Here is a 19126-nt window from a genome sequence, read left to right as displayed (position 1 = left end):
GTTTGGGGGCTCAGGTAACGACTCTCTGTTTGGGGGCTTAGGTAACGACTCCCTGTCTGGGGGCTTAGATAATGACACTCTTCTGGGTGGCTCAGGTAATGACTCCCTGTCTGGGGACTCAGGTAACGACTCTCTTCGAGGTGGCTTAGGTAATGACTCTCTGTTTGGTGGCTCTGGTAATGATACCATCGTAGGTGTCGATCCCACCAGTAGCAATCCAGGTGTTAATGAAATTGATATCTTAACCGGAGGAGCTGGTGCTGATACATTTGTGCTTGGAGATAGCAGCAATGCTTACTATGTTGGGCAAGGATGGTTTGGTTTCAATGATTACGCTGTAATTACGGATTTCGAATCTGGTACGGATACAATTCAACTCCATGGAGCAATCGGCGACTATATCTTTGGGGCTAACTTTATCTCTATGAATACTCCTTCCCTGGAGGTTATTGCTATAGTTACTGATACCTATACAACAGCCGATCTGATCTTTGTATAACGACTAGTACACGGTGGGGGAAACAACTGACTAGTTAAAATCTCCTTGATTTGATTAGTTTCCTGTTCTGTGTTTTCATCCTAAGGTGGGCAGTGCCTAGGCCGTGTTTTCAAAGTTTTCCGCAAGATTTAGATCCCCCCCAACCCCCCGCGCGGAAGGGGGGAGCCATTCTCAAAGTCCCCCTTTTTTAAGGGGGATTTAGGGGGATCTCCGAGTTTGAAAACACGCCCTAGTAATGCTATGGCTTGGTGAATTGGTCTGGTTCACTGCCCACCCTACATCAATTGTGATTAATCGTTTGGTGGGCAGTGGCTAGCCATGGGCTATGGCTTGGTGAATCGGTCTGGTTCACTGCCCACCCTACATCAACTATGCCAGGATTTTCTGAAGAAATTTCATAGTGATTAAATAGGTTGGCTTCACACCTGTTGTTCCCAATCCCCCGGAAGCTAAGGTGCTGCCAGTCAACAAGGGGTTATCAGAAGCATAGTAAGCATAACGCAGCTTTACCTTATCATCAATACTTTTACGGATCATAGAAGCAGCTTGAATTGCCTTTTGTAAGTGTGCTCCTTCCATCTCCAAGCCAATCACATTCCAAGATGAACTTTTGAAGTAAGCTAAAATATCAGAGTTTTGCAAAGAGGTTCCCATTACTGTCACCAACGCTCCTTCATAAATGGGAATTCCATCATCTTTAAAATCCTCACTCTTTAGCTCATTAACAAAAGGATAATTATCCGCTGTCCCCTCAAAAATGTGTGCCGTTGGTAGCATTAAATCTCCCTTTTGTCCCACCAATATTCCCGCTTTTCCCATTACCGAAATCGACTTCACATTAAGTTTTTTGGAGTGCCCGCTGGTTTTATAAGGTTTGAGTAATTCATCCATAATCTCAAACGCTTGTTCCCCAAAGGCATAATCCATTACCAAGATAACTGGCTTTTCTTGTTCAATTATGTTAGGATTAATTGGTAATTCAGGGGAAAGCAAAGGGAGGGGTAACATAGCAGTATCAAAAATTTGCACGTGGATATTTGTCCCAGCTCGATCGGCCAGATAAAACATCCCGTTTTGCAAGGCAAACTCCCTAACCTCTTGGTTTAGGTGGGCGTTTTCTGGCAAACTTAACTCACGGGCAATTTCCTCAATTTTTTTGTCCTGTCCCAAGGTTGGTTTCAGTGCTGATGGCGCAAATAAGCAATTCATCACGCTATGCAAATTCGCACTAATAATATGGAGTGGGCGCTCCCATAAGTTGTTTTCTAACAGAAAGCTTTTAATATCAGTTGCCCACTGCGCCCCGTGGATATGATGTCCAATCCGCTCCCGGAGTGTGGAACTGAAAGTAATTTTGCGATCGCGTTGGGATTGGACTTCTTCCATCGCCACTCGACCCAGCCAATAGATAATATCAAATAGACCATTATTGTCAGAGCTAGCCTGAGCAAGGCGATGGTAAGCGTGTTTGGTTTCTTCAAACGTACGTCCTAAAAGAGTACTTAAGTAAGAAAAAGCTCGATGCTGGACTTCCAGGTCTTCTGACACCAACGACTTAGGATTATCCGGGGATTGTTGACCTGTAACCATTTCTTCGAGCTTTATCCACTCTCGTGTCGGTTGACCTTCCTCCAGAGCATGGTCTCTAATTTTATTAGCTTCGATATAAATAAAAGTCAGATGGGTAAGAATGTCATAAATCTCGCTACGCCCTCGGGTAATTTCGATCAGCATCGTTTCTTGATCAATGCGGTAGCAATTACGGCGACGTTTAGCAGGAACAATTGTCTCAAATCCTGATTGACTATACCCTTCTGCCGCCACCAGTTTCACAAAACGACACATTTCCATGCCGCAGGGTAAGCGATCGATAACATAAACTAGACCATTCAATTCCACTTTCTGTGGGTCAGCAATGGAGCCATAAATTTCTGGTTGCAAAGTCAGCAACGCTTGCCTCAACGCTGCACCAGAAGCACCCCCCGGCTTGTAGTATCCTCGGATAAATAGATGTCGCATGATCACATAAATCCGTTCGATAGCAGCCCGAGATTCTTGAGCGCGAGTTCTTGGCGGAACCGGAATAGTCATACAGAGGCTCTGTTACGATTGCTAGGAATGATATCAAGTATAGTTGGGTCAATTACCCATTACCCATTACCCATTACCCATTACTTAATGAATTGCTGTCTGTTCGTGCTGCTTCAAATCCTGCACCTGTTGTTCCAAAGTAGCAATGCGGTCTATCAATGTCCGAATTAGCTTAGCCTCTACATCGGGCAGTTTGTCCTGTGCCAGGATAGCAAAAGAGTACTTCTAGCCAATTTCGGGCAGCGGGGTCTCTTGTGAAAATAACGTCGATATCTGCCCAAAGGGTTTGCCACCAACCAAAAGCCAGGGAGGAAGTAGTAGACCTAGAAGAAGCATCAGATGGTGCAGCGGGGTTTGTTGGTACATCAACGGTTTGGGATTTGCTACTGATGTCTTGGCTTCTAGTAAACGTAATAGGTTGTAGCATTGACATGTCTCCTGAATGACTATGACTTCCTGAGCTTTTGAGAATTATTTCGGGATTTAAGCAGGTGCATCTCATTAAAGCTGTTTTACTCGGTGGTGCGTTACGGGCAGCAACCTAACCGTGGTTACCGAGAAAATCCTCGGCCCCCCTAACGCACCCTACGCAAAATTTTCAAATATGAGATGCACCCATTGAACCAGGGGTGATTGGATCAAATCACGGTATTTTTTGACCATTTAGTCAAAAAATGACCAAAAAAAATTTTGCTACCTCTGAACCGATTATTCGAGTACAGACAAAGCTACCTCCAGAATGTCATCTAGATAAGAACAACTTGGATGTATTTTACCTCGGACATTGAATCCCAATATAACATGATGTAGAAAGCGAGCGAGTTGACGTGGATTAGCCTCCCTTGGCAACTCCTGAGCGGCTACAGCCCTCTCTAATGCCCGCTCCAAGGCTTTGTCCACCTGCCGGGTTAGGCACTGAACCATCTTAGCCACTGCTGGGTCATGGGGAGCCAACTCCATCATGGTATTGGCCATCATACACCCACGATATTTGGGACAGATAGCCTCAGAAGCCAACCCTCTGATTAGATTACGGATGTTTTCTAAGGGAGAGCCCGGTTCATTCAACCGTTGCTCAATGCAGCAGACTACGGTTTGTCCATAGTGCTGTACTGCCTCCAAAAACAGAGAATGTTTACTACCAAAGGTGTTGTACAGGCTTTGGCGTTGGATGCCCATGTGCTTGAGCAGGTCATTGAGCCCGGTAGCATTGTAGCCTTTAGACCAGAACAAGTCCATAGCTTTTTCTAGGGCTTCTTCCCGGTCGAACTCTAGCTTTCTTCCAACCATAGTTTTAGGTTAGCACAATTTTGACTATTGGGACTTAGACAAAAATCAAGCCCAAATATACCCCAAAGTGGCTTGATAAGAGGCAAATACCTCCTGATGGTAGGTAAGCCAATTAAAGAACCGGAAAGACATTGCAGTACGATTTGCATCCATTGCTTCTGTAAAGGTGTTCATTCGCGTAGGGTGGCCTTTGGCCAAGGTTTATTAGCCCATTGCCTTCTTAACCCCCCAGTAATTTGATGCCAAATGATAAAATTATAAGCACAATAAACTAAAAGAAAATGCCTTAGTAAACTGCGTTTATTCCTCACTTGATATTTTCGTAAACCTAACCAGCCTTTAGCTTCACGATAGAAGACTTCAATCCAATTCCTTTGAGAATAAGTTTGAACTATCCACTCTGGGTTTACTATTGATGACTCTACGTTAGTCATAAAGTAGTCGATATCTGGGCGTTGCTGATTCTGGGTATGGTTTTGCCCCCCTAGCCCCCCAATTTTGCGGTGCGACCCGTGGCGAATTTAATTCGCCGACGGAAAGCGCACCGGTGGGGGAATAAGACTTTCTTGCGTCCCCCAGCGAGGGATTGCTCGCTGGGGGACCCACGGGGGCTTGACCAAAACCAGATGATCGCGTATTCATTCCTTGATTCAGCAACGCCGATATCTGAGGCTCCTGGTGCTGAGTTGGCATTCATGACGATAGCAAAACTCTTTTCTCCTTCATTAGCTGAGATTTTCCCGGTGAAGGTAGCTACCCAAAGGGTTTTCGGCTTTTTTAGATTGAGTTTAACCGGAGTTAAGTCCTCTTTTGATAGGGACGCGCGCTAACTCGTCTAATCGAATTTATTGTTCTGTTTCTGTCCTTGACTCGGTTTTTATTATTACTTTGAGGCGCGACCCAAGGGCAGTTTACCTGCCCATTGGAACGCGCGCCTCTTCGGTTTTTGGCCAACCCTACTAAGAGGTTGTCTGAGAAGTCTCATTTGCTACATCAAAGCCCCCTAAATCCCCCAATTTTGGGGGACTTTTAGCCGCAAATTGATTCTTGTTCCCCCCAGAATTGGGGGGCTAGGGGGGCAAAATTCAGTATCAAAAAACTTGGGAGATATCCTCTAAATAGTTCAATCGTCTTTTTTCCAATTCTTTCACTAATGTTGAGTTATTCCCATACCCAGTATCAGTTAGTACCACTCCCGGTTTATATCCTCTGCTTAGACTTCTATCTACTAACTCTCAAGCGAGTTCAGGTTTATTTTTAAATTATTCGTCTTTTTTTCCTGAGGGCAATGAATTAGCGTGTTGGGACAACTCTATGTCTAATGGTAGGCTTTTTTTCGTCATACAGATGAGTGTAACCCATGACTATTCCATTGTCTGTTTTGCCAATTTCACCAATATACTGTCGGACAACGACCTTAGTAAAGTTACCACTTTTTCTATGCCCCGAATCATCAATAATTAAGTTTAATCCTCGTCTGATTTTTGTTTGGGAACACTTATGCATAATTTGTAACCGACGTTCATTCACCTCCTGGTATGACCGAAGACCCTGAGGGCGCAAGCCCCTGGATTCTATCCCGGAGACGAAACCTTAGGAGAGTGGAGCCTTTATGGTTGGCAGGCTATGCATAAAAAGGTTAAAACTTATTGATTAGCGATGCAGCGCGGTCTTGGGGGTTTCCCCCATGAGCGACTGCATCAAGACAAGGCTCCACTCTCCTTACGGTAACTTCAAACCATGGGGTTAGCCCGAACGGGAATTTATTCCCTAACTATTCGGGAACTTTAGCATCTTTGGATTCGGCAAAGCCGACGCTGCGCGAACGACTATAATAGTAAGTAAAGAAACTACACCAAAGGAGGTGATAATAGAGTGCTGGTAATGGAGTTCAAGGCTGTCTTAAAAGAGAGTCAGAAAGTAGCAATAAATGAAGCTATTAGGACAGCTCGCTTTGTCAGAAACAAGGTGCTCCGATTCTGGATGGATAATCCCGGGATTGGAAAGAAAGAACTCTATCGCTACAACACTCAACTAAGGGATGAATTGGAATTTGTTAAACATCTTAACAGCCATGCTTGTCAAGCATCTGTTGAGAACGTAGAACGCGCTATTAAACGCTTCTTTGATAACTGCAAAAAGAAAGTCCCGGGAAAGAAAGGATACCCTAAGTTCAAGAAACATTCTAGGTCAGTCGAGTATAAGCAATCTGGATGGAAGTTATCCCCAGACAGGAAGTCGATAAAATTCACGGACAAAAAGGGTATTGGGCAAGTAAAGCTCAAGGGTACCTGGGACTTATGGCGATTCGACCAGAAGCTCATAAAGCGGGTTCGCATAGTCCAAAGAGCTGATGGCTACTACATTCAGTTTTGCGTAAAAGCAAATAATTCAGAACCGTTACAAGCCACTGGCTGTAATGTCGGCCTAGATGTTGGCTTAAAAGAGTTTTATACGGACTCAGATGGATATGCAGAACCCAATCCTAGATTTTACCGAAAAGGCGAGAAACGATTAAAGTTCTATCAACGCCGAGTTTCCCGAAAAAAGAAAGGCTCCGCTAACCGAAAGAAAGCGATTAATAGACTAGGCAGACAGCATCTTAAAATAAGTAGGCAGCGTGAAGAACATGCAAAGAGAGTTGCACGTTGCGTAATCCGGTCTAACGACTTGGTCGCCTAGGTCGATTTGAGAGTTAAAAACCTGGTTAAAAACCATTGTCTGGCTAAATCTATTAATGATGCAGGTTGGTACAAGTTTCGGGAATGGCTGGAACATTTTGGTGAAAAGTTTGGCAGGGTCACTGTTGCAGTAAACCCTGCTTATACCAGCCAAAACTGCTCGGCATGTGGTGAAGTAGTCAAGAAGTCGTTATCAACTCGAACTCATGTTTGTAAATGTGGATGTGAGTTAGACCGAGACCACAATGCCGCAATCAACATCTTAACGAGAGCCTTAAGTACGGTGGGGCACACCGGAACTTTCCTCAACGCTCGGGGAGACTCGACCTCTACTCTGCTTGGTTCCGACCTGGTTGAGCAAGTTGGATCGCGCTTTCCGAGAATCCCCTGGCTTATAGCCATGGGGAGTGTCAACAAGGAGCCTCCGTCAAGAAGTGATGTAATCCATGGTAAGTCACACCAACAGCATTCTCGGCGATCTGATCAAGGTTTTTTCTCTCACTTTCCCCCAATAATCCCCCGATGAGTGTGCCCTTACTCCCTTTTTTGAGCCTTTGTTTTGAACACCTCATCAAAGTGCTTACACCATCTCTCAAAGCAAGGTGGCATCGCTGCGGGAGTTGTCTGTTTGATCAGGATTGACCTCGACGTGAAAACTCGGCTTAGCAAGTATTATACCCTCAAAACACCTTTTTTATTGTTTAAGTCCCACTAGTCGCAGATACGGACAAAATGGATATCCGAAGCCAAATGGAAAACCAGCACTATGGATTCCTAGCTATTTTGCTGCTTCCGTTGCTGGAGCTTCTATTGAGGTGCTGAAAGAGTACATCAACAATCAAAGAAAGCCGTCCTAGAAGGACGGGGCTTCGGCAAAGCCGACGCTACGCGAACAGACCCATTTTTTTTGGTGAGATTAGCGGTAACATATAACTCAGTAAACTTAATTATGTTAACTTTTAAATAGGACAGTAATGACTAATTTAGGGGACAACCTAAAAAAAAGACGAGAATCCCTAAATATCACCCAGCGGGAAATCGCTCATGAATTGGGCGTAACCGTTACCACGGTGCAAAATTGGGAAGCGGGCAGGCATATCCCCAAACTGTACCCAAATCAGCTCAAGGCATTGTGTGACCTGCTGAAAGTTACCCTAGATGAATTGGCAAAGTGGGTAACTGATTGAACTGTTGGGATCTACCTAAAAAAAAACGCCCCATATGGGGCGTAACGCTTTCCTATTAACCTGGGACAGTGTCCCAACAGTTAATCAAAAACTAAAACAGGAGAGGATTATCGCCATTTTATTGGCTACTTGTTACAGCGCCTGTGAACCAAACTTTTCGCAAAACAATCAGAAAAAATTTTTGGGGGCAAAATCTGTAGGGAATCGGGAATCGGGAATCGGGAATCGGGAATCGGGAATCGGGAATCGGTAATCGGGAATCGGGAATCGGGAATCGGGAATCGGGAATCGGTAATCGGTAATCGGTAATCGGGAATCGGGAATCGGGAATCGGTAATCGGGAATCGGGAATCGGGAATCGGGAATCGGGAATCGGGAATCGGGAATCGGGAATCGGGAATCGGGAATTGGTAATCGGGAAACAATCTTGTTTAACCGATTACTATGACAACCGCAATCAGCGTGTTTTTATATGATTTGTAAACACAGGTATTGCAGAAATTTGCTTGCATACAAGAGGCAAAAGGCAAGATTGTCAAGAGATTCGGAGTGTTATTTTACAATAAAAAAATACCTCAATGGTTTACATCTCATTTGGAAACCATTGAGCGCGATCGCTAATACAAAAAAATGCCCTAAACAGGGCATTTTGTCAGTTGTCCTACGGAGTAGTGTTTAAAACGTTGTCTTTGTAGTGGTTGTGGTCCCTAAATGCCCACATCACCAAGAATTTCTGTCTTCCAAATCGCTAATTATGCCCCTAAGCAGCCATTTCTTCCATCATCATCGCCATTTGCTGCTTGGCAAGAATGTTTTTCATGTGCTTCTTCACCGTATTGAGGGTAACAAACAGTTCTGCAGCAATCTCTTTGTAGGAGTAATTGACTCGACGCAGTAACCAGACTTCTGCCTCACGGGCAGTTAAGCCATATTTCTGAACTTCAGCTAGGGCTATACTATGAATGGATTGACGTTGGTCTTCGAGGGTAACTATAATATAACGCTGCTCAGATATCCTCAGGTTGAGCCATCTAGCCCGAATCCGAAAGGTTGTGGAGTGACTCGTAGTAATCTCTGAATCTATAATTACAGATTGATGGGCATAGAATTCATCACTTTCTTTCAAGGCTTGGCAGACACGCCAGATTTCTTTAGGCACCACCGTAAAATGTTTGCTGTTCGGAGTAAGTTGCTCACAAAGAACACGAGCGGTTTCATTGCTATGAACCAAATCTCCTTGTGTATTCAGAATTAAAACACCGTCAATAAAACCTTCTAGTACTCCTTGCAGTAGACCATTGTCTAACTGTTGCACCTGAGGAGCGGATTTTTCTAGAGTGTTGGTGAGAGTATACATGGTCTGTTGACGCACTAACTGGATTTAAACTGTTTAGGTGTGCTTGACCCATTAAGAATTAAATTCGCCACGAGTCGCACCTGTTGAATCACACTTGGCTTAGCCATTTGTTACAGCACCTCTCAACCAGGGTTTTCGCAAAAAAATCCGACAAAAATTTTTTTTGGGCTTTTTTGCGAAAAACCCCCCGATCACTCGTGTAAATAAATACTGGGTGACTTTTGCCATTCCCCAACATTGATGCCTAAGATGTCTAGGGATGGTCAATACTGAGTCCAGTCTTCGGGCTGCCCTTTGTAGCGCTTCTCATGGGGAGTAGAGGTTAGTAGTTAGTGTAAGCATCTACCAACATAAACAACAAACTACTAACAACTAACTTGAGAACCGCTATCGATAGACTAATGCGTACTAAACACGATTGACCGTAGGTCACGCTACGCGATCGCATTTACAACAGGGACATAACCGATGAAAAATCTAGATCGAATACTCCGTCAGCTGATAGTTGAAGCATGTAATCATCCACCATTAAGTCTGGAACGTCGGCAAAAACTGAGCGAGGTACATCTACTAGTGATGAAATCCGGCAAGCTTTGGAAAGAATATAGCTCTTATTATAATGACGCTCTCCAAGAGATGTGGGAATATTGCTGTGGCCATCCTGAAGAGTATGACCCGACTATCAAAGGTGTGATTACTTGGCTCGACGATGAACTAAAAAAGCGACTGAGACGATTTCGAGATGCTGGCTATAGGCAACAGAAGCGGCAAATTACTGGCCTAAGCACAGAGGAAGGTAAAACTATTGACCCTGTAGATAGGGTACCAGCTGCTCCTGATCTACAGCCAGTTATGAAAATTTGGCAAAAAACCTTGGATTGGGTTAAAACAGACCCAGAAGGAGTGTTACGTCAGACTTGCTTTAGAAAACGCCCTGAGATTAATGCCCAAGTCCTAATCCAGCGGCGACTCCCTCCTGATCAGCCTTGGAAAACGATTGCAGCAGAATTTAAGCTAACCCCACCAGAAGCTAAAGATTTGCCCAAATTCTATAACCGTAAATGCTTACCCCTGTTGCGAAAATTCGGTGTATGCCAGGGATATATAGAAGAAAAGTCAAAGACTGGTAGCTCGAAAAGCACCACAAAACCCCAACCTAGGAAAAAATCATGAGACACAACGCCAACATGCTATCAGATTGGTCAATCCCCATGCCGATTACCCAGTCGGCCCTAGAGATAGCCCAGCAGTTTGCTCAGTACCAACCCACCACGCAAAAGGCTGAACAAGTCTATCTCAACACCCTGGCAGTGTGTGCGGTGAATAACTACTTACGGATTCTGGGTATTCCCACTGACCTAACCGCAGGGGATAGCTGGAATTCAGTAGTGGGCTTGGCTGAAAATGTGGCTGACCTGAGGGTAACCGGTTTGGGGCGCTTGGAATGTCGGCCTGTCAAACCCGGTGATTTGACTTGTCCCATTCCCCAAGAGGTAAGATTTAACCGGATTGGCTATGTAGTGGTTGAGATTGATCAAGACCATACTGAAGCCACGCTGCTGGGATTTTCCGCAACTTCGGAAACCGGTGAATTAGTCATCCACCAATTGCGATCGCTTAAAGATTTACCAGCCTACCTCGATCAATTCCAACCTATGACACAACTCAGTCAATGGTTGGAGCATATCTTTGAAGCAGGTTGGCAGAGTTTGGAAACCCTTTTAGGTAACCAAGGTTCTCAGCCAGCTTTCGCCTTTAGAACCAAGTCTCAGACCATTAAGCGATGTAAACAGATTGAATGGGGCAAACCTAATCAAGGGGTGGCTCTGGTTGTGGAACTCACCCCAGAATCCGAAACGAAGCTGAATGTTCTGCTACAACTCAATCCCATCAATGGTCAAACCTATCTACCCCCCAATCTGCAGTTGCTCTTGCTAGATGAGGAGCAAGAAATGCTGATCAATGCCCAAGCCAGAAACCAGGATCAAGCCATTCAATTGGATTTTAGTTGCGAAGCCGGAGACCGTTTCAGTGTCAAGGTTGCTCTGGATAATGCCAGTGTGATCGAAGAGTTTGTGATCTGAAATTCCCAAATCCGCTGTTCCCGATTCCCTGTTCCCTATTCAGTACGCGCTATAACTAGGAATAACATTAGACAAAATACTGATTTTTGACGGTTGACAGTAAACCGTCAACCGTCAACCGTTAAAAAACTAAGCCAATGGCAAAGCTAGTAACTCTTAAGCTGGATGGGGATTTTGAGGAAGGTTTTCGGGTCACTCTGGAAATTGGCTCAGAAGGCGAAGGTCCGGAAACAGAACTTACTGGCAGATTGCCTCCAGCACCCAATCTAGTCAACCACTATCACGAGTGGCGGTCAACCTATCGCAGTCTGGGGAGCTCTTTGCGGGCAATTAAAATTAAACGAGTGGCAATCGGTGGTTCCATCAACAACCAGAGTCAGGGATTATGCGATCGCTTAAATCGGTGGCTGAAGTCAGAGTTATTTAGTCCACTGCGGGAAAAGTGGTTGGAAAAAGTGGGCACTACCGAAGAAGTCCGGGTGCTGATTCGTACCAAAAATCCCCAGCTCAGGCAGCTTCCTTGGCATCAGTGGGACTTTTTAGAGCGTTACCACCAAGCAGAAATTGCCCTAAGTACTCCAGAGTATGAACAACCAGGCAAATCGAACCAAAGCCGTGATCGACACAAGGTTAGAATTCTAGCGATTTTGGGCAATAGCGAAGGGATTAATATCCAACAAGACCGACAATTATTAGAGAATTTACCCTTTGCAGACATTACCTTTCTGGTAGAAGAACCACGGCAGAAGCTCAACGAAGCCCTGTGGGAGCAACCTTGGGATATTCTGTTTTTCGCAGGTCATAGTGAAACCGAGGCAGGAAGGGGTCGGATTCATATCAATCAGACCGATAGCTTAACCATTGACGAACTCAGAGAAGCCCTCAAAAAAGCCATAGAAAGGGGGTTGTCCCTAGCAATTTTTAATTCTTGTGATGGCTTAGGATTAGCCAATGAGCTAGAACAGCTGCACATTCCCCACATGATTATTATGCGGGAGCCCGTACCGGATCTGGTAGCACAGCAGTTTTTGCAATATTTTCTCAAAGCCTTTGCTAGTGGTAAGTCCTTGTATCTAGCAGTGCAAGAAGCCCGGAAAAAACTGCAAGGTTTGGAAGATCAATGTCCCTGTGCCAGTTGGTTGCCAGTGATTTGTCAAAATCCCGCTGCCATACCCCCAACCTGGCAACAGTTGCGTGGCAATCACCAGCGCCACCTGCTCCAATCGGCCCTGATCGTCAGTGTGGTGGTTACTATTTTAGTCATGGTGATCCGGCAGCTGGGAATGCTGCAGCTTTGGGAACTAAAGGCATTTGACCAGCTGATGCGGCTACGACCTAATCCAGGGGTAGACACCCGTTTGCTGGTGGTTGAAGCCACAGATGCTGAGATCATGCGCTATGGCTATCCCCTCCCAGATCAAACCCTAGCCCAAGTCCTAGACAAGCTAGAGTCTGATCAACCGCGAATGATTGGCTTAGATATCTTTCGCGAACGTCCTAGAGAACCTGGTCACCAGGCATTGAGCCGTCAGTTACAGCAAAATCAGAAATTCATTGCCCTGTGTAGCGCTAGGGAAGCTAACAACCCCAAAAACTCAGGCATCAAACCTCCCTCTGGGGTGCCAGAATCCCGCCTTGGTTTTAGCAATATCATGGCTGACCCTGATGGCATTATCCGTAGGCATCTTGTATTTATGCATCCCTACCACGATGACCCCTGTGCCACCGACCACTCCTTCAGTGCTAGGGTCGCATTGCATTACTTAGCCCAAGACCGAATCAAAGCAAAAACCATTGCTATGAATAAAATACGCTTGGGTAAGACTGTCTTAACAGAGTTGTCAGCTAATGCTGGGGGTTACCACAATCGTGATTATCGGGGGTTCCAGGTGTTACTCAATTACCGGAAAACTGTAGCCCGACGAGTCACTGTCACAGAGGTGCTAGAGGGTAAGGTCAAACCAGAGTGGGTCAAAGACAAAATTGTTCTGATCGGAATAACTGCAAGGATTGCCAAGGATTACCATCTTACCCCCTACAGTGCCCTGGAGTGGCCATACCAAGAAATGCCAGGGGTAATTCTTCAGGCTCAGATGGTCAGTCAGATGATCAGTGCTGGCCTCGGTGAGCGTCCATTATTATCGGTGTGGTCGGTCTGGGGAGACCTGTTCTGGGTTTGGGCTTGGTCAATCATTGGTGCTACCATTGCCTGGCGCTATGGTCGAATACTGTATTGGGGACTCGCTACGGTCACAGCGACAGGGGTTTTATATCTCCTATGCTTTGGTCTATTTACTTTAGGAGTATGGGTACCTCTGGTGCCATCAGCCTTAGCATTGGTAGCCACTAGTGTAATTGTGGTGGTTTACCGGAAACCACTTGGAGGGATCACTCCCTTAGCTCTGGATGGTATAATTATAGGATTTTTATCTGTATAAAAATCCTATAATTATTTATACCAGTTATAAATTGTTTGATAAAAAAAATTTATACAAACTGAATATTATGGCCAGAATATACCGTATTTTAAGTAAATTTTTAAGTAAATTTTTAAGTAAGTCCAGGACACTCAGCAACGAACCACTGAACAAAGTGAGTTTGATTGTGATTGTGGTGATTGATATTTTTATCTTAATCAATGTGTTTACAGGACTGAATGATATTAGCACATGGCCGATGAGTCCTGCTCAGACTTATCCATGTTATTACCAGTGGAACAATTACCGTAGACAAACTGATCAAGATAAAGACTATAACATTATTAGCCGTTCATTGGGATCAACTAGTTTTAAACAATCCTATCAACAAGCTGAAGAAGGACATCTGGGTAAAGTTTTTACAACCTGTTTGAAGTATGCAGAATACAAAGATAAGATTAACAATCCCGAAAACCAGAAAACTGAAAAAGCTATTAACCAAAAAAAATCAAAAATAAGTACCATTAAACGGGCTAATAACACCATTCGTGAACAATATGATTCCACACTCTTAGAAAAAATTGCCGGTCAATCTCGTCAGCAATCAATTAATCAAGTCAGTGCTGAACAAGCCAAACAAAAGTTAGAGCAAAATAATCGTAATATTTCTAGACTTCAACAGGAAATTAATAATCTTAAAAATGAACTACTTTCCAGACCGGAAAGTGTTAGTTTTATAGATTTTATTAAGGATGAGAATAAATTTAAGACAATCCGCAAAAACTATCAACAGGCATCTTTATGGTATCCAAGTATCCAATTTGCTTTTCAATCGCTCTTTCTGCTGCCGCTGATTTTTATCGCCCTATCCATTCATAAATTTACTCAACGAAGAGGATATGGACTGATCGCGCTGATTAGCTGGCATTTGCTGGTAATATTTTTTATACCCCTAATCTTTAGAATCTTTGAGTTCCTTCAAGTTGGCGCTATCTTTCAATTTATCTTTGATATAATTAGTGAAATTTTCGGCAGGTTACTTTTCCTAGTCAGTTATGTTTATATCTTGTTTATTCCATTGATTGGTTTTGGAATTATCAAGTTTTTTCAAAAAATTGTATTTAATCCTAAACTTCAGGCAGCTAGCAGAGTCAAAAAATTACTCTGCATCAATTGTGCCAAGAAAATTAAACCCGATGATCACTACTGTCCCCACTGCGGTTATTATCAATATGTTGAATGCCAAAGTTGCCACAATATTACTTACAAATATTTACCTTACTGTAAACATTGTGGCGCTTGCCAAGATTCCGTAGTAGATTAAGGCTATTTCTCAGGGATTAGATCATGTCCGGTTGAATAGTTACACAAGGCGCGAAAGGAAGGCAGAGGGAAGAAGGAAGAAGGGAGAAGTAAAGGAGTAAGGTTTCAAGGGTAATGGTGTTTTATGAGTAATTATCCTGATATAATATTAAATATTGAAACAGGGAACAGGGAGCAGGGAGAATTGTCTACTCCCAACTCCCAACTCCCAACTCCCAACTCCCAACTCCCAACTCCCAACTCCCAACTCTTTTCCTTGATTGGGAAGATAATGTGAGCTATGAAAATCAAACTTATTATGAATTAATGCAAATAAAGAGTTTGCTTAAATTTATTAAAGAAATCTGGACAGCAGAAAATTTTCTGCCAGAATAGTAATATTCCTATCACTCAGCAACGGGAGATCTGACAGTGAAATCTGAAATTCGCTACAAGCCGGCCTTTGCAGCAATTTTTGTCACTCTCGATCCTGGTGAGAGTATCACTGCTGAGGCAGGGGCAATGACCAGTATGGATGCTCAGCTTACCATGAAAACTCAATTTTCTGGTGGCTTCTTCTCTGGCTTGCTCAAGAAATTCTTTGGTGGAGAGTCTTTATTAGTCAATACCTTTAGCAATCAGACTCAGCAACCATTGAACCTAGTTCTTACTCAGTCCATAATTGGCGATATTGCTGGTGTGGAATTAGGAGAACGCAGTCTGTGTTTTCAACCCGGTGCTTATATTTGCCATACTACTGGGGTTAAGCTGGGTGTTCGGTGGGCAGGTTTTAAGAGTTGGTTTTCTGGTGAAGGACTATTTAAACTGAAAGTCAGTGGTAAGGGCACAGTTTTCTTTGGTGCTTATGGTGGTCTTACTCGCAAGCAGATTAATGGGGAATTTATTGTTGATACTGGTCATTTAGTGGCCTATGAACCAGGAATTATGATGAATATTGGGTTAGCTGGTGGCTTGTTGGGGTCTGTAACTTCTGGAGAAGGCTTTGTGAATCGGCTCAGGGGTCAGGGTGAGATTTATCTACAGTCTCGTAGTGTTGATGGTTTAGTCAAGTATTTACGTCCTAAGGTTTAGCTTCCTAATCCTTTACTATACCGTAGCCAAACCACTACATCTTTAACACTATCCTTCCTAAATTTCGTTATAAAAATGGAAATAGAACTATTACATCAACCAGATAGTGCGATCGCTCGCGTTGTTCTGGATGAAAATCAAGAATTCGTGGCAGAAGCAGGCTGTATGATTGCCATGAGTGGCTACATCAATGCCAGCACTACTTTACGACAAGGTAAAGGAGGTGGTATTTTTGGTGGATTAAAACGCTTGGTAGGTGGTGAATCACTGTTTTTAAGTGTTTTTCGCTCTCCTGTTGGTGGTGGCGAAATCTTTCTAGCGCCCAAATTCATAGGTGATATTTTAGTTTATCAAATGAATGGTCAAGAGTTGGTAGTGCAGGCGACTTCTTATCTTGCCAGTGAATCAGGTGTTGATATTGATTTAGGCTTTCAAGGTTTTAAGTCCCTGTTTTCTGGCGAATCAATTTTTTGGTTGACTATTAGTGGTTATGGTTCTGTATTGCTGAACTCATTTGGGGCAATTTATGAAGTCCCAGTGGAAGGTGAGTATATCGTTGACACCGGTCATATTGTTGCCTTTGAAAAAAGCCTGAACTTTGAGATTACTAAACCTGGCTCTAGCTGGATTGGTGCTTTTCTAGGTGGAGAAGGGCTGGTTTGCCGATTTAAAGGGCAGGGTAAAGTCTATTGTCAAACCCACAATACTGGTGCTTTTGGTCGGCAAGTTGGTACTCAACTACCACCACGATAATTACCTGGACGGAAATAAAGATTGTTGCTTGAAGTAGGGAGTCGGGAGTCGGGAGTCGGGAGTCGGGAGTCGGGAGTCGGGAGTCGGGAGTCGGGAGTCGGGAGTCGGGAGTCGGGAGTCGGGAGTCGGGAGTCGGGAGTAGAGTTATAGCAGTCGCCAGGGTAATTAGGACATGACAAAAGTCTCAAACTACAGTTTGGCTTGAGTTTAACTTCTGACTTCTGACTTCTGACTTCTGACTTCTGCTATACTTCCCGTGAATTCATAATTATTTACACAGTATTGTTTACTATCCATTGCTATTAGTTATAGCAATACATAATAATAGATAGGCCATAAAAATCATGAAAAAAATTGACTACGAAATTGAGCATTCTCCCGCTTATGCCTCTTTGATTATAAACTTAAAGGCAGACCAAACAGTCTTAATTGAATCAGGAGCAATGGCAGCAATGGACTCAAGTATCTCGATGAAGTCCAAAGTACGAGGTGGCTTGATGACAGGACTGGGTCGGATGGTAAGTGGTGAATCATTTTTTGTTAGTGAGTTTACTGCTGAAAAAGAGCCTGGGCAAATTTATGTCTCGCCAGGAGTGCCTGGAGATATTCAGCATTACTACCTGAGAAACCAGGGTTTAATGGTACAGTCTTCAGGATTTGTTGCCTGTAGTCCAGAAATAGAAATTGACACGCAATTTCAAGGCTTTAAAGGCTTCTTCAGTGGCGAGTCTTTGTTCCTGATTCGAGCTACAGGCCAAGGGGATTTTTGGTTTAGTTCTTATGGAGCAATTGTAGAAATTCCAGTGGCGGGTGACTATGTAGTAGACACTGGCTATATCGTGGCATTTGAAGATACTCTAAATTACCAGGTTGAGGTGCTGGGTGGTTTATCATTTCGAGGTCTTAAAACTGGAGTTTTGGGTGGAGAAGGGTTAGTCTGTCGTTTCAGTGGTGAAGGACGCTTATGGATTCAATCTCGTGAGCTTTATGGGTTAATTAATTTTTTAAATCCTTTCCGTCCAACTAAGAGTGACTAAGAAATTGGTAATAGCTAAATAGCAAGCTAATCACTAATCCCTAATCACTAATCGTAAGCATTCAGCCATTAGCTATCAGCTATCAGCGTGTCGCGTATCAGCTTAAGCGCTACGCGCACGCGATCGCGTTCAGCTATCAGCTATGAGCTATCAGCTATTGGCCTAGGGCCAATGGCTTTTCCCCAGACTTTCAATTTTATTTTAAGCTGACGGCTGACAGCTGACAGCTGACGGCACCTCAAGTAGCGTGCGCTTCGCGCATATGCTTACCACTAATCCCTAATCACTAATCCCCCATCACTAATTATGCCCTCTCCAGATATACCTCAGAGTCGCAACCCACCACCAAGTAACCGTCAACTACTGATTTTATTGGGGCTATTTATCAGTTTTATTGTGGGGGTTATTTGGCTGTTGAACTTGCTGATCAACAGTCTAATTGGGCTAATTCCTCCTAGTGTCGAGCAAAAGCTGGGAGCTGTAATCGTTCCGGTTTATGAGCAGCAGGCTCAACCATCACCAACTCAAGATACCCTCAATCAACTGCTGGCGCGATTGGAAAAACAACTACCACCGGAGCAATCTAGACAACGAGATTACCGGGTGCTTTATCTACCAGAGGACACAGTAAATGCCTTAGCACTACCGGGGGATGTGATTGTGGTGTACGCCGGTTTTTTGAAACAGGTCGAGTCAGAAAATGAGTTGATGATGGTATTAGGACATGAGTTAGGTCATTTTGCTCACCGAGATCATCTGCGCAGTTTGGGAAGAACATTGCTGCTGCGGACAGCGATCGCTTATTTTGTTGGTGATGTAGGAGCCCTAGAATCTTTGGCTATTTCCGGATTGGCAACACTCTCTAAGTCGAAATTTTCCCAGTCACAGGAACAACAGGCGGATGAGTTTGGCTTGAGGTTGTTGCAGCAAACTTATGGTCATGTTGCTGGCGCAACAGATTTTTTCGCGAGAATGAGTCACAAACGAGGAGCGTCCTGGGATTTTTTATCAAGTCACCCATCTCCGGGTAAGCGAGTTACCCGACTACAGCGTCTGATTAAGGAACAAAATTATCCTCTCAAGGAGCGATCGCCTCTCCCGGAAAATCTGAATCAATCTCACCTGATATCAAGTCCAGTTGAATACCCATATTAAACGAGGGCAGAAGGCAGCTATGCTGAAGGCAGCTATGCTGAAGGCAATTGGATGGGGATTTAAACCCCATCCAATTGTGGACACCGTAAAGACGGTGGGGTTTTATAGCGCGTAGCGCTATATAGCACTACCGATTAAGGTTAGGACATTTATACAAGCTTAAAAGCTGTTGTAGTCCACT

General features: G+C 44.0%; 15 protein-coding genes and 7 pseudogenes. 14 read left to right on the top strand and 8 right to left on the bottom strand.

Going from position 1 to position 19126, the window contains the following annotated elements:
• On the top strand, nt 1-499 hold a 499-nt coding region (locus LYNGBM3L_RS12770), incomplete at its 5' end, for a calcium-binding protein (protein WP_008183459.1).
• A gap of 369 nt (nt 500-868) precedes the next feature.
• On the opposite strand, the gene LYNGBM3L_RS12765 is transcribed toward LYNGBM3L_RS12770, so the two are convergent.
• The 5 genes and pseudogenes from LYNGBM3L_RS12765 to LYNGBM3L_RS47310 all read right to left on the bottom strand — a co-directional run.
• Nucleotides 869-2590 (bottom strand): DUF6909 family protein, encoded by a 1722-nt coding sequence (locus LYNGBM3L_RS12765; protein ID WP_008183456.1) that lies wholly within the window; start codon nt 2588-2590, stop codon nt 869-871.
• Between the two features lie 202 nt (nt 2591-2792).
• A pseudogene (locus LYNGBM3L_RS50370) lies at nt 2793-2897 on the bottom strand (serine O-acetyltransferase); the annotation flags it as partial.
• Nucleotides 2898-3298: 401 nt separating this feature from the next.
• Complete coding sequence (locus tag LYNGBM3L_RS12755; RefSeq protein WP_008183453.1) at nt 3299-3880, bottom strand: TetR/AcrR family transcriptional regulator; 582 nt, start codon at nt 3878-3880, stop codon at nt 3299-3301.
• Between the two features lie 45 nt (nt 3881-3925).
• A pseudogene (locus tag LYNGBM3L_RS12750) lies at nt 3926-4338 on the bottom strand (transposase); the annotation flags it as partial.
• 642 nt (nt 4339-4980) lie between these two features.
• Nucleotides 4981-5422 (bottom strand): annotated as a pseudogene (locus tag LYNGBM3L_RS47310) (transposase); the annotation flags it as partial.
• A gap of 333 nt (nt 5423-5755) precedes the next feature.
• On the opposite strand from LYNGBM3L_RS47310, the pseudogene LYNGBM3L_RS12740 reads away from it, so the two are divergent.
• Nucleotides 5756-6931, top strand: a pseudogene (locus LYNGBM3L_RS12740) (RNA-guided endonuclease InsQ/TnpB family protein); the annotation flags it as partial.
• A gap of 46 nt (nt 6932-6977) precedes the next feature.
• Here the strand turns inward: LYNGBM3L_RS12740 and LYNGBM3L_RS40520 are convergent.
• Nucleotides 6978-7194, bottom strand: a pseudogene (locus LYNGBM3L_RS40520) (IS701 family transposase); the annotation flags it as partial.
• 77 nt (nt 7195-7271) lie between these two features.
• On the opposite strand from LYNGBM3L_RS40520, the pseudogene LYNGBM3L_RS36370 reads away from it, so the two are divergent.
• The 3 genes and pseudogenes from LYNGBM3L_RS36370 to LYNGBM3L_RS50365 form a co-directional block, all read left to right on the top strand.
• Nucleotides 7272-7418 (top strand): annotated as a pseudogene (locus LYNGBM3L_RS36370) (transposase); the annotation flags it as partial.
• Nucleotides 7419-7535: 117 nt separating this feature from the next.
• Nucleotides 7536-7748: a helix-turn-helix domain-containing protein gene (locus tag LYNGBM3L_RS12735; RefSeq protein ID WP_008180395.1), complete on the top strand. Its 213-nt coding sequence runs from the start codon at nt 7536-7538 to the stop codon at nt 7746-7748.
• Between the two features lie 203 nt (nt 7749-7951).
• Nucleotides 7952-8224, top strand: a pseudogene (locus tag LYNGBM3L_RS50365) (hypothetical protein).
• 284 nt (nt 8225-8508) lie between these two features.
• Here the strand turns inward: LYNGBM3L_RS50365 and LYNGBM3L_RS12730 are convergent.
• A complete protein-coding gene (locus tag LYNGBM3L_RS12730; protein ID WP_008183441.1) occupies nt 8509-9105 on the bottom strand; it encodes a helix-turn-helix transcriptional regulator in 597 nt (198 codons plus the stop codon).
• 468 nt (nt 9106-9573) lie between these two features.
• Here LYNGBM3L_RS12730 and LYNGBM3L_RS12725 point away from each other — a divergent pair, with 468 nt between their 5' ends.
• From LYNGBM3L_RS12725 to LYNGBM3L_RS12700, 7 genes are all read left to right on the top strand, one after another.
• Nucleotides 9574-10278 (top strand): hypothetical protein, encoded by a 705-nt coding sequence (locus LYNGBM3L_RS12725; protein ID WP_008183436.1) that lies wholly within the window; start codon nt 9574-9576, stop codon nt 10276-10278.
• Complete coding sequence (locus LYNGBM3L_RS12720) at nt 10275-11189, top strand: DUF1822 family protein (RefSeq protein WP_008183434.1); 915 nt, start codon at nt 10275-10277, stop codon at nt 11187-11189. The genes LYNGBM3L_RS12725 and LYNGBM3L_RS12720 overlap by 4 nt, the downstream gene beginning before the upstream one ends.
• A 137-nt stretch (nt 11190-11326) precedes the next feature.
• Nucleotides 11327-13627: a CHASE2 domain-containing protein gene (locus tag LYNGBM3L_RS12715; protein WP_008183432.1), complete on the top strand. Its 2301-nt coding sequence runs from the start codon at nt 11327-11329 to the stop codon at nt 13625-13627.
• A 67-nt stretch (nt 13628-13694) separates the two neighbouring features.
• Nucleotides 13695-14930 carry a hypothetical protein gene (locus LYNGBM3L_RS12710; protein WP_008183430.1) on the top strand — a complete coding sequence of 412 codons (1236 nt, stop codon included), beginning with the start codon at nt 13695-13697 and terminating at the stop codon, nt 14928-14930.
• A 123-nt stretch (nt 14931-15053) separates the two neighbouring features.
• Nucleotides 15054-15206, top strand: coding sequence for a hypothetical protein (locus LYNGBM3L_RS43395; RefSeq protein WP_008183427.1), 153 nt, complete (start codon nt 15054-15056; stop codon nt 15204-15206).
• A 134-nt stretch (nt 15207-15340) separates the two neighbouring features.
• The gene (locus LYNGBM3L_RS12705) at nt 15341-16000 is read left to right on the top strand and encodes a TIGR00266 family protein (RefSeq protein ID WP_008183422.1); all 660 of its coding nucleotides are present in this window, start codon (nt 15341-15343) and stop codon (nt 15998-16000) included.
• Nucleotides 16001-16075: 75 nt separating this feature from the next.
• The gene (locus LYNGBM3L_RS12700; RefSeq protein WP_008183420.1) at nt 16076-16753 is read left to right on the top strand and encodes a TIGR00266 family protein; all 678 of its coding nucleotides are present in this window, start codon (nt 16076-16078) and stop codon (nt 16751-16753) included.
• On the opposite strand, the gene LYNGBM3L_RS43390 is transcribed toward LYNGBM3L_RS12700, so the two are convergent.
• Nucleotides 16735-16932, bottom strand: coding sequence for a hypothetical protein (locus LYNGBM3L_RS43390; RefSeq protein ID WP_154659768.1), 198 nt, complete (start codon nt 16930-16932; stop codon nt 16735-16737). The genes LYNGBM3L_RS12700 and LYNGBM3L_RS43390 overlap by 19 nt on opposite strands.
• A gap of 165 nt (nt 16933-17097) precedes the next feature.
• Between LYNGBM3L_RS43390 and LYNGBM3L_RS12695 the strand changes: the two genes are divergently transcribed.
• Both LYNGBM3L_RS12695 and LYNGBM3L_RS12690 read left to right on the top strand, forming a co-directional pair.
• Nucleotides 17098-17790: a TIGR00266 family protein gene (locus tag LYNGBM3L_RS12695; protein WP_008183418.1), complete on the top strand. Its 693-nt coding sequence runs from the start codon at nt 17098-17100 to the stop codon at nt 17788-17790.
• A 306-nt stretch (nt 17791-18096) separates the two neighbouring features.
• Nucleotides 18097-18945 carry a M48 family metallopeptidase gene (locus LYNGBM3L_RS12690; protein WP_008183415.1) on the top strand — a complete coding sequence of 283 codons (849 nt, stop codon included), beginning with the start codon at nt 18097-18099 and terminating at the stop codon, nt 18943-18945.
• Nucleotides 18946-19126: the final 181 nt, after the last annotated feature.

The organism is Moorena producens 3L (assembly GCF_000211815.1).
Lineage (GTDB): Bacteria > Cyanobacteriota > Cyanobacteriia > Cyanobacteriales > Coleofasciculaceae > Moorena > Moorena producens.
The sequence above is the reverse complement of the archived record's forward strand: the minus strand, read 5'-3'. Positions and strand labels throughout refer to the sequence as shown.